General features: G+C 52.0%; 14 protein-coding genes. 8 read left to right on the top strand and 6 right to left on the bottom strand.

Annotated features, from left to right (window positions below):
* Positions 1-241: 241 nt before the first annotated feature.
* The 3 genes from BB497_15355 to BB497_15345 all read right to left on the bottom strand — a co-directional run bounded on the left by BB497_15355 (position 242) and on the right by BB497_15345 (position 2,679).
* On the bottom strand, positions 242-454 hold the full coding sequence (locus tag BB497_15355) for a hypothetical protein (GenBank protein AVI63987.1): 213 nt from the start codon (positions 452-454) through the stop codon (positions 242-244).
* Between the two features lie 182 nt (positions 455-636).
* On the bottom strand, positions 637-1,074 hold the full coding sequence (locus BB497_15350; GenBank protein AVI63986.1) for a histidine kinase: 438 nt from the start codon (positions 1,072-1,074) through the stop codon (positions 637-639).
* 291 nt (positions 1,075-1,365) lie between these two features.
* Positions 1,366-2,679 (bottom strand): MFS transporter, encoded by a 1,314-nt coding sequence (locus BB497_15345; GenBank protein ID AVI63985.1) that lies wholly within the window; start codon positions 2,677-2,679, stop codon positions 1,366-1,368.
* Between the two features lie 95 nt (positions 2,680-2,774).
* Between BB497_15345 and BB497_15340 the strand changes: the two genes are divergently transcribed.
* The 8 genes from BB497_15340 to BB497_15305 all read left to right on the top strand — a co-directional run bounded on the left by BB497_15340 (position 2,775) and on the right by BB497_15305 (position 15,174).
* Positions 2,775-3,044, top strand: coding sequence for a selenoprotein W-like protein (locus BB497_15340; protein ID AVI63984.1), 270 nt, complete (start codon positions 2,775-2,777; stop codon positions 3,042-3,044).
* The gene (locus BB497_15335) at positions 3,041-3,931 is read left to right on the top strand and encodes a drug/metabolite transporter (protein AVI63983.1); all 891 of its coding nucleotides are present in this window, start codon (positions 3,041-3,043) and stop codon (positions 3,929-3,931) included. Before BB497_15340 ends, BB497_15335 begins: the two co-directional genes overlap by 4 nt.
* 248 nt (positions 3,932-4,179) lie before the next feature.
* On the top strand, positions 4,180-5,976 hold the full coding sequence (locus BB497_15330) for an agglutination protein (protein ID AVI63982.1): 1,797 nt from the start codon (positions 4,180-4,182) through the stop codon (positions 5,974-5,976).
* 64 nt (positions 5,977-6,040) lie between these two features.
* Positions 6,041-8,218, top strand: a complete 2,178-nt coding sequence (locus BB497_15325; protein ID AVI63981.1) for an ABC transporter — start codon at positions 6,041-6,043, stop codon at positions 8,216-8,218.
* Positions 8,218-9,648, top strand: coding sequence for a secretion protein HylD (locus BB497_15320; protein ID AVI63980.1), 1,431 nt, complete (start codon positions 8,218-8,220; stop codon positions 9,646-9,648). Before BB497_15325 ends, BB497_15320 begins: the two co-directional genes overlap by 1 nt.
* Positions 9,648-10,274 (top strand): helix-turn-helix transcriptional regulator, encoded by a 627-nt coding sequence (locus BB497_15315; GenBank protein ID AVI63979.1) that lies wholly within the window; start codon positions 9,648-9,650, stop codon positions 10,272-10,274. Before BB497_15320 ends, BB497_15315 begins: the two co-directional genes overlap by 1 nt.
* Positions 10,275-10,476: 202 nt before the next feature.
* Positions 10,477-14,748: a hypothetical protein gene (locus tag BB497_15310; protein ID AVI63978.1), complete on the top strand. Its 4,272-nt coding sequence runs from the start codon at positions 10,477-10,479 to the stop codon at positions 14,746-14,748.
* 102 nt (positions 14,749-14,850) lie between these two features.
* The gene (locus tag BB497_15305; GenBank protein ID AVI63977.1) at positions 14,851-15,174 is read left to right on the top strand and encodes a tryptophan synthase subunit beta like protein; all 324 of its coding nucleotides are present in this window, start codon (positions 14,851-14,853) and stop codon (positions 15,172-15,174) included.
* 60 nt (positions 15,175-15,234) lie between these two features.
* Here the strand turns inward: BB497_15305 and BB497_15300 are convergent, their stop codons facing one another.
* The 3 genes from BB497_15300 to BB497_15290 all read right to left on the bottom strand — a co-directional run bounded on the left by BB497_15300 (position 15,235) and on the right by BB497_15290 (position 18,836).
* Complete coding sequence (locus tag BB497_15300; GenBank protein ID AVI63976.1) at positions 15,235-17,151, bottom strand: Diguanylate phosphodiesterase, EAL domain protein; 1,917 nt, start codon at positions 17,149-17,151, stop codon at positions 15,235-15,237.
* Positions 17,152-17,165: 14 nt separating this feature from the next.
* Positions 17,166-17,798, bottom strand: coding sequence for a transglutaminase (locus BB497_15295; GenBank protein ID AVI64375.1), 633 nt, complete (start codon positions 17,796-17,798; stop codon positions 17,166-17,168).
* Positions 17,799-17,984: 186 nt separating this feature from the next.
* On the bottom strand, positions 17,985-18,836 hold the full coding sequence (locus BB497_15290) for an arylesterase (GenBank protein ID AVI63975.1): 852 nt from the start codon (positions 18,834-18,836) through the stop codon (positions 17,985-17,987).
* Positions 18,837-18,933 lie beyond the last annotated feature (97 nt).

The raw sequence follows: 18,933 nt of genomic DNA, 5'->3' as shown, positions 1-18,933 counted from the left end.
TCCGTTAGGTTGATGGAAAAAAGAGACGCCACTGAGTGCTGGCGTTAGGCTTAGATGATAGTGCTCAGGGCGCACAAAGGCCAGAATAGCGATAAAGCTGCGGCTATTCTGGACAAAGCGGAGCATCAAGAAGGTAACGGCTGAACAATAAATACCTAGAGGGTTTTGAAATAAAGAAGCGTAATCATTGATGCCCGGGCTTGATAGCGCTATGTGCACGGCCGGCTATATTGGCGATCAGCTACTCTTCTTCCTCCCAGTCGTCTTTTATAGCACGTTGCAGTCGCCGCTCTTCCAGCCAAGCTTCAACTTGTCGTCGAGCGCGTAGGGTATCTGCTTTGCTGGGTTTGCTTTTACCGTAATGATCATCGTTAACAGCATCCAAGTTATCAAACTCGTCAGCGTCAAGTGTCTCGGTGGTGTAGGTTTCACGATTTAAGGGGTCACGGCTCACGGTATGCCCTCCAACCCAAGCCGGCGCGCCGGCATCACAATGGCTTCCTATCTTACGTTGCTTAAACGTTAGTTAGATAAGAAGCGCCTAGCACTATGTACTGCTTCATAAGTACTTAGCCGCTATATAACGCTGCTTGGGTTAAAGATCAAGCGCAATTTTTTAAATTCGCTCAAATAATATTATTTGGCATGCTCCTGCTGCTTTTGCAGCGCGGCAAGCGCTAGCTGCGCTTCTACACGCTCAGTAACATCTTTTTGTACGCCAATGTAGTACATCAAGTTATCGGCTTCGTCATAGACTGGTGTGATCGACAGTTCATTCCAGAACATGGTGCCGTCTTTACGATAGTTGCGCAGCACTTCTCGCGAGGGGTGACCATCTTTCAGGGCGTCCCTAATGGATGCTAAGGCATCTTGGTCGCGGTCTTCGTTTTGTAAGAAACGGCAGTCGCGGTAAAGAATTTCATCAGCACTATAGCCGGTTAAGCGTTCAAACCCCTTGTTTACATAGATGAGTATATTTTCGTCGCCTTCCTGCTCCGCAACGACAATACCATCTTCTGAAGCGTCAACAATGCGTTCGAGTAGCTCAGGGCTAATTAAAGGAGATCGTTTCATCAATGGGTTCCTGTTGCCGCTCTCATTCTTTCGTAGCCATGACGTTGTAAGTCAACGCGGGGCTTGCCTTGTGGAAATCTCTTGATGCGGGACTATGCTGCATTTTATGTTCGCTAACAAAGCAAAAATAGCAAAAAAAACCAACTAGCCACCGCTATCTACTCCCTATCATGGCGAGCGTTGCCATGCTTTGCAAACCACTATTGCTACTATTGAGGTTAACTATTCGGGTGGGTTAAGGCGATTGACAAACCTTAACGTAAGCGAATGCTAAAAAGAGTACCGATAGCGCTATTCTACTTCAGGTAAACGCTGGGCGCTGAGCATGGCGCAGAAAGCAGTCACGGCAAGTATCACCAGTAACATAGCGCTGCCTAGCCACTGCGCAATGGCGCCAATGATACCCCCGACGATAAGCATTAAAACGCCTGTTAGTGTATTAGAAAGAGCAACATAGAGCGCGCGGTTATCCTGGCTCGCCATATCAACGAGGTAAGTTTTACGCCCTAAGCGTACGCCATGGTGCACAATGACTAGCAAGGCGTAAATAACCGCATAAGGCCACACGCTTTGGGTCCACTCCCCGGGAAGCCAGCCAAGACTAGCCCCTAGCAGACAGCACAGTACTGTGCCGATGGCAGCGTCGCGCATCACACGGCGGCTCGACTGGTCAGCCCGCTTGCCCCATACAGGGCTTGCTACTATTGCAGCGATGCCAGAGACGACTACTAGCAGCCCCAGCCCCCCTAGTTCAGTGCCGCTCTGTTGTTGGCCGAGAAGGGCTAAGTAGGGCAGAGCCAAAGCACTTGATAGGAGCAAAGAGCGGGAGAGGTTAAAGTGTAAAAAAGTGGGGTCTGATTTCATTAACGAGAGGCCTAGCTTAATGCTGTCCCAGGCATTTTCGCCACCCTCGACCGCGCCTGGGGTTTCTTTTATACGGGCTGCGCAAAAGGCGTTAAGCAGCCACCCCAAACCTGCCACGCTAAGCAAAATGGCCAGAGCCACATTGCCGGGGCGGTCTCCGAACCACATCAGTACCCCGCCAGCCACCAGCGTGGCAGCACCTGCTACGCTGCCACTCCAGCCCATTAGTGTGCCACGCCGCCGCTTGGCAATGGTTTTGCCCAATACATCCTTGGTGGCAATGGATGATAGTCCTCGTGCCAGTGCAAGCAATACCAGCACGCACAGCACCAACATACCCCCCAAAGAGCCGCTGCCCATTAAGGCAAGCAGTGCTAAAGCAAAGGCGGCCAGGGCTTGTAGAGCAGCGCCGACTACCCACGCCCATTTACGTTGTGGTCGTAAGCGAATAAAGCCCGCCACAAATAACTGCGGCAGCAGCGCGCCTGCTTCACGAATAGGGACTAAAAGGCCCACCATCCAAACTGGCGCACCGATAATGCCCATTAACCACGGTAACACCAAGCGAGCGCTGGATAGCTCGTCGGCCAGCTTATTACCTAGCGATGCGATGAGATGCTTGAAAAAGTTACGAGGCTGTTCATTGCAGGCTTCTTCAGGGATGTCATCACACATGCGGCTGTCGTCGTCCCCTGTCAGCCACTCGTATAAACGTGATTGAGATACGTTGTGTTCAGCCATTAGGGGGTCCTTGGCGGTTGCTGATGGATGGTGACAAAATGCCGGGCTATTACACCTTAATAACATACACGCTTTAACAGCTTACGGAGTTCAGTATGTCGCGAATTCATATTCGTTATTGTACCCAGTGCCAATGGTTGCTTCGCAGTGCTTGGTACGCACAGGAGTTGCTATCCACCTTCGGCGAGCGCTTATCTGAAGTAGCGCTTTCACCCTCCCATGGTGGCACATTTGAAATATGGTGTGACGGCTCGTTGCTGTGGGAACGTCAGCGTGATGGCGGTTTCCCTGACATTAAATCCCTAAAGCAACAGGTAAGAGACCATATCGAGCCGAGCCTTAATCTTGGGCATGTAGATCGATGAATCAGGATCGCCAGGCCATTTTTTATGGGTTAGGTGCCGTTGCGTTATGGTCAACGGTTGCGACTGCTTTCAAAGTGGCCCTTGTCTGGATGAGTCCTCTGGAGCTTATGTGGCTGGCCGCACTGGTGTCATGGGTACTGATGGGCGTGGTAGTGATTAAGCAAGGCAACCTTGCATCGGCCTTACGCAGTGGCTGGAAGACCGCCGCCTGGGCAGGGTTGATGAATCCAGTTGCGTATTACCTGGCTCTTTTCGGGGCTTACGACCGATTGCCTGGGCAAGAAGCGATGGCGCTGAACTATACCTGGGCGCTTGCCATGGCATTTTTAGCCGTTCCCTTACTGGGTCAACGGCTGACGCGGTTAGACGTTTTGGCGGGTTTAGTGGCCTATTCCGGCGTATGGGTAATTGCGACACGGGGGCAGGTGATCGACGTTGCGTTTGAAGACCCATTAGGCGTGGTATTGGCGCTGTCATCGACACTGCTTTGGGCGCTCTATTGGCTGCTCAATACCAAGGACAAGCGTCAACCCCTGGTTGGCCAATGGCAGAATTTTAGCGTTGGGCTGCCTGTGTTAACGGTGTTATTGCTTTTGGGCCCTGGCTTTGAGTGGCCTGGTTGGCCAGCCATTGGTGCAGGTGTGTACGTGGGGCTATTTGAAATGGGCATCGCTTTCATACTTTGGCAAATGGCGGTTCAAAAAGTCTCTCGTACAGCTAAGGTGTCTAATCTGATTTTTCTATCCCCGCCTGTTTCATTGTTGCTTCTCTATCTCGTGGCTGGTGAACCGTTGCTGGCTTCTACGCTTGTGGGATTAGCATTAATTTTATCGGGATTGGCGATTCAGCAGCTGCCAGGGCATGGGCAAACTAGCACCAAGGGGTAATGTTTTTTTAATAGTTTTATTGTAAGTTTTTGTGACTTTTGCTTTGATGGGAGAATAGAAATGCTAGCGTAATTAAATTAAGCTAGTCTCACTAAAACGAAGTTTGCTTTATGAGATGTTTTTGGTTGGCAAACTAGTTCTTTTATTTTGGCTGTGAGAAAAAGCCAAGTAAGTGGTTCTACAGGTGCTGAAAAGTGCAGGCTGCTTGTTTGTGAGCAGCCTCAAACGTTCACAAGGAAATTATGACCATGAAAAGCAACGTCACTTTGAAATTGAAAAAACTATTTTCACAACACGCTTTTCGGCCGTTAACGGTCACTACCCTGGCGTTTTTACCACTTTCAGCGCTTGCACAATCGCTTCCAGCGAGTTTGTACGCACCTGGTGCCACTGACTTGCCAAGCACCATCCAGCAAACCATTGTTACTAACCCTGAAGTAAATGCAGCCTGGGCTAACTTTAGTGCCACGGGTAGTGACGCAAGGGGTGCAAGGGGCAATTACCTGCCGTCAATTGATGTACGTGCTGGAGTGGGTCGGCAAGATCAGCAAAATGACGGTCGTGGCAGCTATAGCTCTGATTTCGCAGAATTAACGCTTACGCAAATGGTGTTCGATGGTTTTGCTACCCGCAGTGAAGTTGAGCGTTTAGACCGTGCTAGGCTGATCGCATATTTTCAATTACTTGGTGCAAGTGAAGAGATAACGCTAGAGGCTTTTAGGGCCTACGTTGATGTGCTTCGGCATCGCGAACTGGTCCGTTTAGCACAAGATAATTACCGAGAGCACCAGCGTGTTTTTAGCCAAATTGAGGAAAGGGCGCTTTCGGGAGCGGGGCGCGGTGTTGATTTAGAGCAAATCAGCGGCCGCCTAGCACTTGCTGAATCGAATCTCATGACCGAGGCGTCCAACCTCCATGACGTAACGGCACGTTTTCAGCGTATTGTAGGCACGCTACCCGCGCAAAATATGCTGCCAGCTCCTTCATTGGCAAATGAGTTACCAGAGGATGTTAGCCAAGCGGTAGAAATGGCGTTTCAGGGTAACCCTGAATTCCACGCGGCCATTGAGAACATTGCCGTGCAACGGGCGGAGTTAGAGGGTGCTCGGTCCGCATACATGCCCCGGTTGGATATTCAAGGGCGCACAGGCACCAATAACCAGGATGATGCGATTGCAGGTCGCCGGGACGAGCATAGCATTCAGTTAGTCGCTAGCATGAACCTCTATCGTGGTGGTTCCGACCAAGCAGCTTTTAATGCGGCAAGCACACGCATTGAACAAGCTGAAAATCAGCGTGAAACCGCTTGCACTAATGTGAGGCAGACGACGCAAATTGCTTATAACGACACTCAGCGTTTGAGCGAGCAACTTAGCTATTTAAATGAGCATCGCCAGTCGATTGATCGCGTCCGTGGCGCGTATCAACAGCAGTTTGATATTGGTCAGCGTACCTTGCTAGACGTACTGGACAGTGAAAACGAGTTCTTTGAAGCCAGTCGCGCGTATTCCAATGCGCAGTTTGATCTGACATTGGCCCAGGCGCGTACGCTTGCTGCGATGGGTCAGCTCATGCATACCCTGCAAGTCACCCGAGATGACATCCCAAGCCTTAGCGAGCTTGGCTATGAGGATATGGCTGACAATATTCGCATGGCTTGCGGTGTAGAGGGGCCGCGTGGTTTTACCCTAGATGATTTCACACGTGGAATCTCTGCGCGGCAAAACGATATGCCGCAAAGCGCTTACTCAGAATCTGAAAATGTGGTGATGGCTGCTCCTGTTGAAGCGGCTGTTACACACATGTCAGCGCCAAAACCAGTCCAAGGTCTTTATGTTCAGGTGGCGTCTTTAAGTGCTATTGAGCGCGCTGAGGCGCTTAGTAACCAGTTAAGTAATCAGTTAACCGATGGCGCTAGAGTGTTAGCTGCCGCAGGGAACTTCCGTGTGCAAGTAGGGCCTTTTGAATCCTTTGATGATGCCAAGTCACTGCAGTCTGAATTGCAAGGATTTGGCTATGCGGATGCGTTTATTACACGTGGTTAAATTGTGAGCTATGTGCATCTAGTCATCCGGGATGTTCATATTTCGGAAGGAAAATGAGGTTTCTGTGGCGCAAAGTCAGCTGAGAGTGTCTGAAGCTGCCCGTAGTAATGGGCAGGAGCCAAGCGATGAACTGTTGGAATGCTTGAAAACGGTTGCTTCCTATCATCAGCATGAAGTGTCATCTGAGGCTTTAAAGGCTGGTTTGCCGTTAGAGCAAGGCAAGCTTATTCCATCAGTATTTGGTCGAGCCGCTTCACGGGCAGGGTTAACCGCCAGAATTGTAAAAAGCAATTTGTCAGCGCTCAATCCTGCTCTTTTTCCGGCGATTTTGCTGTTGGAGCCTGGCCGCGCTTGCGTGCTTTTAGGGTTAGACCTCAAGCACCAAAAAGCTCGGGTGATTTTCCCTGAGCTTTCAGAGGCCGACATAGAAGTGCCTTTGGAGGAGCTGTATTCTGGTTACAGTGGCGAGGCAATCTACGTACGACCTAAATTTCGCGTTGACAGCACCTCGGAGTCTGGCGTTAAAAAACGGCGGGATGAACACTGGTTTTGGGGCGTTATTCGTGAAAATAGGCGGCTATATCGCGATATTGTGCTTGGCTCAATCGCGATTAACCTATTTGCACTGGCGATGCCGCTGTTTGTGCTCAATGTCTATGATCGCGTAGTGCCTAATCAGGCGACGGAGACCCTCTGGGTGCTCGCGTTAGGCATTTTTATTGTGTTGTGTTTCGATTTGGCGCTGCGCTTAATGCGCAGTAGTTTTGTTGATTTGGCGGCTAGTCGTGCTGATGTAAAGCTCTCCTCTTCAATCATGGCCAAAGTGCTAGGGATGCGTTTGGAAGAGCGTCCAGCGTCTACTGGCTCTTTTACGGCAACACTTCAGTCGTTTGAGTCAGTACGTGCGTTTATCGGATCTGCGACGGTCATAGGCATTGTTGATTTGCCCTTCGTACTGCTTTTTGCCGCCATTATTGCGTTAATTAATCCTTGGTTAGTGCTACCTGTACTGGTGGGTATCGTATTTGTGCTGCTTTATGCGCTGGCCGCGCAAGGCAAGCTTCACGAGCTTTCACAAACCACCTGGGAAGTGAGTGCACAGCGTAACGCGCTTTTAGTCGAGTCGGTCTCGCAGCTAGAAAATGTAAAAGCATTAAGGGCGGAAAGTCGGATTCAGCGGCACTGGGAAAAAGCGTCTGCTTTTCTTTCAAGAACCTCTGCTCAACTACGTCTGGTGAGCACATCAGTCTCCAATGTTGCTCAATGGGCCCAGCATAGCGTAGCGGTGTGCGTCATTATTGTGGGTGTATACCAGATCATTGAGGGCAACCTGACTCAAGGTGGGTTAATTGCGGCTTATATGCTTTCGTCTCGAGCGATGGCGCCTATTAGTCAAGCCGCCGCTTTGTTGGCGCAGTATCACCAGTCTTCGACAGCATTAGAGTCGCTGAATAACGTGATGGGTAAACAGGTTGAGCGTCACGAAGGCAAAGCCTATGTGGAAAAGCCGAGTGTTTCGGGCAGCATCCGTTTGGATAAGGTCACGTTACGCTACCCTGATGAAGAGCGCGAAGCGCTGCGAGATGTTTCTATTTCTATAAAATCGGGCGAAAAAGTTGCTTTGCTGGGCCGTATTGGTTGCGGTAAGTCTTCTCTCAATAAGCTTTTATTAGGTTTTTACCAACCCACATCGGGCGCGGTGCTCATTGATAACGTCGATATTCGGCAGTTAGACCCTCTCCAGCTGCGTCGTCACATTGGTTATGTACCTCAAGATGTAAGTCTTTTCGCTGGCTCATTGCGCGACAACATTGTGGCAGGCGGCGGAAGTGACCGCATAGATGATGAGGCGCTACTAAGAGCTATCGAAATCGCTGGCTTAGAGTCATTGGTGAATAGCCATCCTAATGGCATTGATCTTCAGGTAGGCGAGCGTGGACAGGCTCTCTCTGGTGGGCAGAAACAGGCAGTCGCCATTGCCAGGGCGATGGTGCAAGACCCTCCTATCCTATTATTGGATGAGCCTACTAGCTCGATGGATAACGCCAGCGAAGAGGCGTTTAAGGCCAATCTCACCAAAGTAGCCGCAGGTAAAACGATACTGGTGGTGACACATCGCACTTCGTTACTCTCCCTTGTGGATCGTATCGTTGTTATGGATGCCGGTAAGGTCGTGGCCGATGGCCCTCGTGATACGGTAGTTGAAGCATTGCGGAAAGGGCAGATTGGGAGGGCGTCGTAATGACTAAGAAACCCTCTTCAACCTCAGAGCAAAAAGGCTTCGAAGCCATAGGGCGTTTCTCGGAAAAAGGTCAAAAACCGTTTCGCCCCTTTATGGATCGCCTGTTCGCACGGCGTGTTACTTCTGCGCACCTCAGTCGTGACTGGGCGAGTGATACTGACTGGGCACGAATGCAGCAAGAGCCTATTCGCGCTCGTCTGTTTCTCTACACGGTGTTGCTGACGATTATTGTATTAGTAACATGGGCATATTTTGCACCAATTGATGAAGTTACCCGTGGCTCTGGACGCGTGATACCTGCTAGCCAGTTACAGCGTATTCAGTCGTTTGATGGTGGCGTGGTCGAGCAGATCAGGGTAAGAGAGGGGCAGGTGGTCAGTGCAGGCGAAGTGCTTATGCAAATTGACCCCACTCGGTTTGTGTCAGACTTTCGTGAAAACCGAGCACAGCGGTTTGCGCTGGAAGCCCGGGCGGAGCGCTTACGCGCGTTAGCAACTAATACAGCGTTTGAGCCTTCCGAGGAGTTACGACAAGAAGTGCCTGGTATTGTTATGCAAGAGCGCGATGTCTACGAAAGCAGACGAGAGGAGCTTAGAGAGCAGGAAACAGTGCTGAATGATCGCATTCGTCAGCGCCGTGAAGAGCTCAGAGAAGCACAGGCACGCAGAGATACTGCACAACGCGAAGCCAATATGGCTGGCCAAGAGCTGAACTTAACTCGGCCGCTACTTGCTTCAGGTGCTGTTTCAGAAGTGGAGGTGCTTCGCCTGCAGCGTGAAGTTTCCAGAGCGACCGGCGAGCGTAATCAAGCAGATGCAGCCGTATCACGCTTAGAGGCCGCTGTAGAGGAAGCCCAAACACAGCTACGAGAGCTAGGGGCAGAGAGAAGGAGCGAGTGGCGCAACGACCTGGCACAAGTCTCAGGTGATCTCAATGCGCTTCAGCAATCGGGTACGGGTTTACAGGATCGTGTGCGACTTACCGAAATTCGTTCGCCCGTGGATGGTGTCGTTCAGCGGCTTCACATCAACACTATCGGTGGTGTTGCCCAACCCGGCCAAGAGGTTGTCGAAATTGTGCCCAGTGATGAGCAGTTGCTGGTAGAGGCGCGCATCGCCCCCCAAGATATTGCGTTCCTGCACCCTGGACAGCCTGCGACTATTAAGCTTACTGCCTACGATTACGCCATTTTTGGTGGATTGCAGGCAGAGCTTGATCACATTAGTGCGGACACTATCACTGATGATGATGGCAATACCTTCTACTTGGTGCGTGTGCGTAGCACGGAAGATGAAAACATCGCCGAGCGGCTTCAGGTTATTCCAGGCATGACGGCACAAGTAGACATTGTGACAGGTAAGCGAACGGTGATGCAGTTCCTGCTTAAGCCTGTTTTAAGAGCATGGCGAGATTCCATGGGGGAGCGTTAATGAAGCATTGGTTTATAACAACAGATGGCAGCCTAAAAGCCCGTTGGATAAAAGCGTTCCCCGAGGCATCTATCTTGACACCTCAAACGCTGAGTGATCATCTTCAGCCCAACGATGTAGTTTGGCTGCTAACGACGGTTGAGGATTGGCATGTTCTTATCAATGCAGTTACGACAAAGGGAGCCATCGCAGTAGTGATGAGCTATGCCCCTGGTGAGCGAGAAGCCTTGCAAGCACTTGACCTTGGTGCGAGAGGTTATGTGCATACGTTTGCGGCGCCTGATGTGCTTAACCAAGTGGCTCTTGTCGTGACCAATCAAGGGGTTTGGGTGGGCCAAGAACTGCTTGCAAAAGTGATGGGTGGAACATTTAAGGCACTGCAAAACCGCTTAGGCGGGGAAGAGGATCAGTACAGTGAATGTTTGAACGTGCTTACTGAGCGTGAGCGGGGCGTAGCCCTGGCAGTTGCTCGCGGTGCAACTAATAAAGAGGTAGCGCGTCAGTTAGATATTACTGAGCGTACGGTGAAAGCGCATCTAAGCGCTATTTTCAAAAAGCTAACGGTGCGTGACCGGTTACAGCTGATATTAAAGCTGGCGCCTGTTTCTGAACAAACAGCTAATTAATAGCCCTTACTATAAGCTAGTTACTCTAATGAGATAGTTTGTTGATACCTGAAGCGCGCCTCCTCATAAGGCGCGCTTTTTTGTCCATCGGTACAATACTTTTCTGTTGTTTTACCTCCTAGTATCGACATATATGCCGCTATTCAGTCTGGTGCCAATTTACTAGAACAGTGGCTCTACATTTGTGATCGAGGAGTGACACATGGCAGCTGCAACCATTATTGCAATTTCTGGCCAAGCTTGGGCGCGTGATGAAGCAGGTAATATTCGCGAGTTGCGTATTGGTGATGTGCTGCAAGAAGGCGAGGTCTTAATTACCTCTGCCAATGGCCAAGTGCAGCTAGATTTTGCCGACGGCAGCGGCGCCAGTGTCGTCGAAGGTGGTCAGGAAGTTGCCGTCACTCCTGAGTTAGACAGTGATCTCATCGTAGCGACAGAAGACGCCAGTGCGATGGATGATGACCTTGAGGCACTTTTGTCAGCATTAGATGATGACGGTGACCTACTCGAGTTACTTGATGCCACTGCAGCAGGTGCTGGCGGCGGTGGCGGGAGTAGCTTCGTGCGCGTTGCGCGAGTCGCGGAAGAAACCGACCCGTTGGCCTTTAGCACTGATGGAGGCCTAGAAGGTGCGGAGTTCGTTGAGTTTGATGGCGGAGCCGTCGCTGCCGCCACTGATGATGCAGACACTGTCGTTGTTGATACTACACCTCCCACGCTTACTGTCGACGCCCCCAGCGGCAACGACAATACGCCGATAATTACTGGCACTTCCAATGAAGTTGGCGGCACGGTCACAGTCATCGTCACCGATGCTGCAGGCAATACCCAAGAACTAGAGTCAGTAGTGGGGTCTGACGGCACATGGAGTGTTGAAGTAACCACGCCGCTAGCCGAAGGCGACTACACCGTAGATGCCAGTATTACGGATGCGGCTGGAAACGAAGCAACCGCTTTTGATAATGGCGCTATCGACACCGTCGCCCCCGGCGATGGCACTGGCGAGAACAACAACATCGCCTTCGACGCCGCCGATGGCCTGATCAACGACGGTGAAAAAGACAACGTCACCTTCAGTGGCCGCGTTGAAACCAACGGCACGATCAACAGCATCGTGATCACCGACGCCCAGGGTGGCAGCATCACCGTTGACGCCGCGGACATCACCGTGGACGGCAACGACGTCACGGTGGCGGGCCAAGACCTGAGCAGCCTGGCCGACGGCGAGCTGACCGTGACCATGACGGTGACCGACGAAGCCGGTAACCAAGGCAGCGTTGACGACACCGCGATCCTCGACACCGTCGCCCCCGGCGATGGCACTGGCGAGAACAACAACATCGCCTTCGACGCCGCCGATGGCCTGATCAACGACGGTGAAAAAGACAACGTCACCTTCAGTGGCCGCGTTGAAACCAACGGCACGATCAACAGCATCGTGATCACCGACGCCCAGGGTGGCAGCATCACCGTTGACGCCGCGGACATCACCGTGGACGGCAACGACGTCACGGTGGCGGGCCAAGACCTGAGCAGCCTGGCCGACGGCGAGCTGACCGTGACCATGACGGTGACCGACGAAGCCGGTAACCAAGGCAGCGTTGACGACACCGCGATCCTCGACACCGTCGCCCCCGGCGATGGCACTGGCGAGAACAACAACATCGCCTTCGACGCCGCCGATGGCCTGATCAACGACGGTGAAAAAGACAACGTCACCTTCAGTGGCCGCGTTGAAACCAACGGCACGATCAACAGCATCGTGATCACCGACGCCCAGGGTGGCAGCATCACCGTTGACGCCGCGGACATCACCGTGGACGGCAACGACGTCACGGTGGCGGGCCAAGACCTGAGCAGCCTGGCCGACGGCGAGCTGACCGTGACCATGACGGTGACCGACGAAGCCGGTAACCAAGGCAGCGTTGACGACATCGCGATCCTCGACACCACCGCCGAGATCATCGTGAGCCTGGCCGACGTCAACGGCGACAACGTTGCCGACGCGCCGATCAGCGGCAGCACCGAGGGCGTGGAACAAGGCCAGATCGTCAGCCTCGAGATCACCGACGGCACCACCACCGTGACCGCCACGGCCACCGTGGGCGCCGACGGCACCTATGAAACCACCGCCGACCTGAGCGACCTCACCGACGGTGAGCTGACCGTGACCGCCACGGTAGAAGACCTGGCCGGCAACGAAGCCACCGCCACCGACAAAGCGGCGCTGGACGCCACACCTCCAGCAGTCAGCGTGGCACTCCTAGGTGCTGGCGAAGATGATATCTACAACATCGAGGAAATTGCTGCTGGCGAGCCAGGTAGCGTGGAAGCCTTAATTACTTTCCAAGAGGGTACTGAGGTTGGTGATACGTTGGTTGTTAAAGATTCGGGTGGCAACACGCTGACCACAGTGGGGCTGGATCAGAATGACATTAATAACGGTGTCACTGTTTGGGTCGCTGTGAGCGAAGGTGCGACTAACGTTAGTGTTAGCGCCACTGTCACCGATCCTGCGGGCAATAAAGCCGAGGCCGAGGATGAAAAACGCGTCGAAAACGTAGCACCAGAAGCTACCATTACGATTGACCCGGTCTTTGGTGGCGATGATTTCCTGAGTAATGACGAGGCCCAAGAAGGGCAGTCGATCTCCGGTTCTGTTGAAGGTGATGCCAAGGCTGGTGACGCTATCGAAGTCACCATTGGAGGCGAGATCTATACCACCACCGTTGATAGTGATGGCAGCTCCTGGTCCGTGGTTGTGCCGGCAGATAAAGTCGCGGGCCTGAATTCCGGTAATATTATCGCCAAGGTCGACGGTGTAGATGACTTCGGTAATACCTACGAAGCAGATGCGGACCGGGCTTATGAAGTTCAGCCACCGGCATCGTTGAAAGTAGGCAATAATGATGATAACGAGATCGTAGGTGGCGGCGGCGATGATGTGCTGATTGGAGACCGGGGTGGCAAGGTGACAATTGTTGACCCTGCAGCCAACTACAATATCTCGCTGATCGTTGATGTGTCGGGGAGTATGAGCAATGGCTCGGGAACCCCCGGCCTGGATCTGATGGAGTTGACCAAGCAGTCACTGGTTAACTTGGCTAACCAATTGAAGGATCATGAAGGAACAATCAATGTGCAGTTGGTTCCGTTCTCTACCCATGCCTCAACTGCGGTGACGGTCCAGGGGCTTGATGCGAGCAATGTCAACCAATTGATTTCAGCAATTGATGCACTTTCGGCTGGTGGTGGTACGAACTATCAGGCCGCCTTTGAGCAGTCCGTGGCCTGGTTTAATACTCAGAATGGGCAGCAGGCATCTGGCGAGTTTGAAAATCTCACCTACTTCCTAACGGATGGTGATCCTTCTTTGGATTATCGTACAGGTAACGGTAATGTCACGGGGCCTGGCAATGCGACTAGTTACAGTGTGTTGCAAAACTCTGTCAATGCTTTCAAACCATTGGCAGAGCTGAGCCAAGTTGAAGCTATTGCTATTGGGTCTGATGTTAATCAGGACTACCTTCAGTTCTTTACTACAACAGGAGAGTCTGTCGGGCAAGAGTCCGTGTTTGTTGCAGGATTTACAGATTGGGGCTGGCTAAACGTCAGGACTCCAACGGGTCAAAACGCAGGAAACTACAACTGGTTGGGCGGCACCGTGACGGACCAGGCGGGTGATGTTGATATCGTGAATACCGCAGAAGATCTGGCCTCTGCGCTAGAGGGCAGCTCAGAGTTCGATGAGCTTGAGGCTCTAGGCGATGACATCCTGAGCGGTGGTGATGGCAACGATATTATCTTTGGCGATACCATCAATACCGACCATCTCGAGTGGACCAATGGTGACACCGGTGTCTTCTTCGCTGCAGGTGGTCATGATGGCCTGGGCTACCAAGGGTTGCGAGAATACCTCAAGTGGGAGGTGAATAATGGTGTTACGCCCGAAGATGAGCAGATTCTTGACTATGTTCGAGAGAACTGGGAGTCGTTGATCGACACGGTGCGCACTGATGGGGGAAGTAATACCCTGGATGGTGGTGCCGGTGACGATATTCTCATTGGCGGTGCGGGCAACGATACCCTAATTGGCGGTGCCGGCAACGACATCCTAGTCGGTGGTGATGGTGACGACATCTTCCTTTGGGAAGCAGGAGACCAAGGAACGCCAGAAGACGCTGCCATTGATGTGGTTAGAGATTTTGGTAATGGCAACAATGTTCTGGATATTCGTCAGTTGTTGGATTATGAGACTGAAGACTCGCTAGCTGATTACATCGTCGCTGAGCAGGAAGGCGACGACACTGTGCTCTATCTCAACTCCGAGGGTAATTTGGGCAGCGATAAGAATAATGCAGATCAAGTGATTCGCTTGGAAGGTAAGAGTTTCGCTGACTTCGGCGACGCGAGTTCTTCACAGGATGTAATTCAGCATATGCTGGATAACAATCAACTGAAAATCGACCAATAAATTTGCACTGACTTCAAGGCCGCCCACGGGCGGCCTTGTTGCATCATACCGTTTATTACTATTATCAAAATGTCAGCGTGTTTACTGACAGAGGAAGCCACCATGCTTTATATCAAACGCAATGCCGAAGGGGAGATTGTGATGCTCAGCAAAGAGCCATCGCCTGAGTGTGATGACACCATCGCGGCGGATTCGCCGGAGGTGTTTGCCTTTTTGGCTCAGCAAACCGGGCAGTCGGCGCAAATGATCGCGTCAGATCTCGCGTTTGTGCGGGTAGTGGAAGATATGCTGGAAGTGTTGCTAGAGAAAGGCGTGCTGAGCTTTACCGATTTGCCTGCTGCCGCTCAGAGTAAGATTCTGGAGCGAAAGTCGCTGCGTTCTAAAAACGATGTCAATTTATTAGGTGATGGGGACGAGCTGATTTAAATAAGCGCGTCGTAAGACGCGCTGCTGTGGTGTATGCCATCGCATCGCTTATATAAGTAGTTAGAGGCTGATGCCGGGGCCGGTTGCGCCATCCAGGCCAGCACGAAATAGGCTTTCCATCTCTGCTTGCTCTGTTACCCCTTCTGCAATTACCTGAATACCCAGCGAATGGCATAGCGTTGCCATGCCACGCACAATGGTTTGCTGCTCGCTAGAGGTATGAATGCCGCGAATCAAGCTGCTGTCCACTTTAAGGTAGGCAAGCCCCACGTCGTGAAGATCGGCAAGCTTTGTAAATTCAGCGCCTACGTGCTCGATACCGAACTGACAGCCCAGCGGCCTTAGCGCCGTACATAAACCCCGTAAGCTGCCGATAGCGTGCGCGTTCAATACTGCGGGCACTTCAAAGCAGAGCTGTTTGGCGAGCTGCGGTTGCTTCTCTAACAGGGCTCTTAGCTCAATGACAAACTGCCCGTTGGTAATGGAGGCAAGCGAAAGGTTAATCCCTAATTTTTGCGTAGGATCAATCGTGAGCTGTTCCAAGGCTTTTTTAACGACGGCAATATCAAGTGCTGGCTCTAGGTCGAAGCGTGATATCCAGGGAATAAACACACCGGCTGTTTGCCATGCATTTGCAAGCTCTAAGCGGGCGGGGCACTCATAGTGGAGCACGTTGTTTTGTGCATCAGTGACAGGGAAGTAGGCCAGTTGTGGCCCTTGGTGAATAGCGGTATTAAGAGCTGTTCGCCACTCGGCATGCGTATTAAACAGTGAGCCTTGCTTACCTTCACGAACAACCACACCTCGGTGTGCACTGCTGCTTTCAGCCTCTGCCAGGGCATCGTCTAACGTGGCGAGAAGCGCGCCGCGATCATCGTGGGGTGCATAGGCAGCAATCGCCGCTGGCAGATGCAGTGTTGTATGAGAGGAGAGCAGGCCCACTGATTCAAGTGCCTGATCAAGCGCTTGGCGAACACGTGGCGCTAATGCACGGGTATCTTCTTCCAGTGGCAGCAACAGCATGAAGTCGCTGCCGTTAAGGCGGCCTACCAGGGCCTCTTCTGAGGCATCGTCAAGCTTGGAAAGTTGTATGACCAGCTCTCGCAGTAAGCTATCCGTTGTCTGGTGGCCTAGCTGTTCATTTAGCTGCTCCAAGGCTTGAACCCTTACCATGACCATTAGGCCCGTTGCGCGAGCCTCATCACTACTCAACAGTGATGCCAGCCTACCCATGAACACATCACGATTGAGTGCGCCAGTGACTCTGTCATGCTGAAGATCGCGACGCAACTCATCCAGCTTATGGCTCTCTTGGCTGAGCATTTGATGAACGTTGGCCGAAAGCACATTCATCGCTTGAGCGACTTCTTTCAGCTCTAAGGTGCGGGGCTCTTTAATGGTGGTAAAGCGGCGGGCACTGATATCTTTTGCCTGGGCAACTACACGGGTTAACGGGTGCTTGATACCGCGTACCAGTACGGTGGCAATGGCTAAACTAATCGCCCCGGCCAGTAAGAACCAGCCTGCTAATTCCAACATGCTGCGCCATAAAGAGGCATAAGCAAAGCTATGCTGGCTTTCAAGTTCTAAGGTGCCGAACTGCCGCCAGCCATCCTGCACGGTGGCTCGTCCTGTAGGGACGTCAAATTGAATGAGGTTACGGAACCAGGCAGGTACATCGCCGCGATACTCGCCAGCGGTGCGTTCAACCAGCACCTCGCCATCGGTGTCTTTTAATACAATTGAGCGGTAGTAGCCGGTATCAAATTGTGCAGCAATGAGTAGCTCAAGAATCACGATGTCTTTGTCAAGCTGGCTCATCGAAAGCGCAAGCGCAGTGGCGTTGTCTTCGTTTTTAATGCGGACTTCTTGCTCAATATAGTCACGGCTTGAGGCAATGCTGATCGCAAGACTGCCGACAAACGAGAGTAGAAGAAGCGCAATAATGGCCAGCCAAAGCTGTTTAATCAGTGACATGGTGCCTTATCCTTTTAAATGAAGCCTTGTGATTGCATGCGTTCCACCACGCTGCGCCAGCGCGATAACCGGGCTAAGGGGTCGGCACGTGACTCTGATGAGCCGCCTGCCCATAATCCTTCGCTGTTAAAGCTAAATACGGGGTCAAGGTCGGTGCGCTGTGAGGCGGGGCTAATGGAGGGTACAAGGTTGTCGAGTACCAACGGCTCGGCGTTTGGCGTTGTGTAGTAGCCAAGCACCATGTGGGCTTGGGTAATTTGGCTACGGCCAATACGCGCACGCACATAAATCATCCTCAGGCGTTCACCTGGGACGCCAAGCTGCTTAAGGGTAATATATTTGGCGATAGAGTAGTCTTCGCAGTCGCCTTGACCCTGCCCCATGGTTTCCAGCGGTGTGGCCCAAAAGTCTTCCTGGCCCCAATTATGGATATCGTCAACCCAGCGTACTTGTCGGTTGAAAAAGTCATTGACCTCACGCAGCTGCGTCTGTAGTTCCTGCCCACGTAGACGCTCTAGCAAGTCAAACCATGCCTCTAATACGACAAGGCCGCGCTGCCCATACTGCTGCTGCATAGTTTGACGCAAGCGCTGTGGGTTAAAAGCAGTCGCAGGCGTCGGAAATATCCCCACCCCGGCGCCCAACATAAGCGCGCCGGCAGTGGCTAAAAACTGCCGACGGGAAAGGGAGCAAAGCGTGGGGCGAGCAGAGTCAGGCATAGGCGCCATTAGCGTTCGTCAAATATTCATTAAGACTACAAGCTACGACACCTGAGCGCTATATCTGCCAAGTAGAAAGTATTAATTGAAAGTATGAAATCTCCCTTATGGACTCTACTCAGCGTTGGCTTGTACTGCCCCTTTTTGGGTGTGTTCGGAAAGCAAGGGCTCAAGCGCTGGCCATACGTTATCTAGAATAATCGGCTGTGCCTCAGCGGTGGGGTGGATACCATCACTTTGCATCAGTTGCCTATTCAGGGCAATGCCTTCCAGTAAGAAAGGCACCAGTGAAATATCGTATTCATCCGCTAGGGAGTGGAATACACCGGTGAAAGCGTCCCGGTAGGCTTGGCCATAGTTAGGTGGGATATCAATGCCCAGCAGTAATACGTCAGCGTCTACTTCCTGGCTTTGTTCAATCATGCGGGCAAGGTTGGCACGCATTTGATTAGGGTCTAAACCGCGTAGTCCATCGTTACCCCCTAGCTCTAGCAGAACGATATCAGGCTGCCGCTGTCCGATAATGTCGGTAAAACGCTGCGCCCCGCCGGAAGTGGTTTCGCCACTAATGCTGGCATTGACCACCGTTGCTTGGCCTGCAAGGCGCTCTTCCAGCAATGTTACCCAGCCCTCTTCCTGCTCAATGCCGTAAGCGGCACTTAAGCTGTCACCCATGACTAACAGAGTAGGGCCTTGGTCTGCGTTGATCGATGAAGTACCGAAGGTGACTACCAGTGCCAGCACCCCTCCGGTTACCATACGATTCAGTTTTTGATGATAGGGCTTTAGATAACACAGTTTTAGATGACTTGGTTTTTGAAAGCTTGGTTTTTGAAAGCCTGGTTTTTGAAAACCCGTTTTTTGAAAACTTAGTTTTTGACGAAATAGGTTCTGACGAAATAGCTTTTGACGAAATAGTTTCTGCCAATCCAGTTTATGCCACGCTACAGGGATGCCACGCTTCATGCCTTACTCCTCTGACCCAATGTCTACGTTGCCAGCCGATGACGCGCCTGCAAACCAATCATCCACCGACACTACGTCTGCCCATAAGGTTCCTAAT

It is taken from the genome of Halomonas sp. GFAJ-1, assembly GCA_002966495.1.
GTDB lineage: Bacteria > Pseudomonadota > Gammaproteobacteria > Pseudomonadales > Halomonadaceae > Vreelandella.
This window is presented reverse-complemented; position numbering and strand designations above follow the sequence as displayed.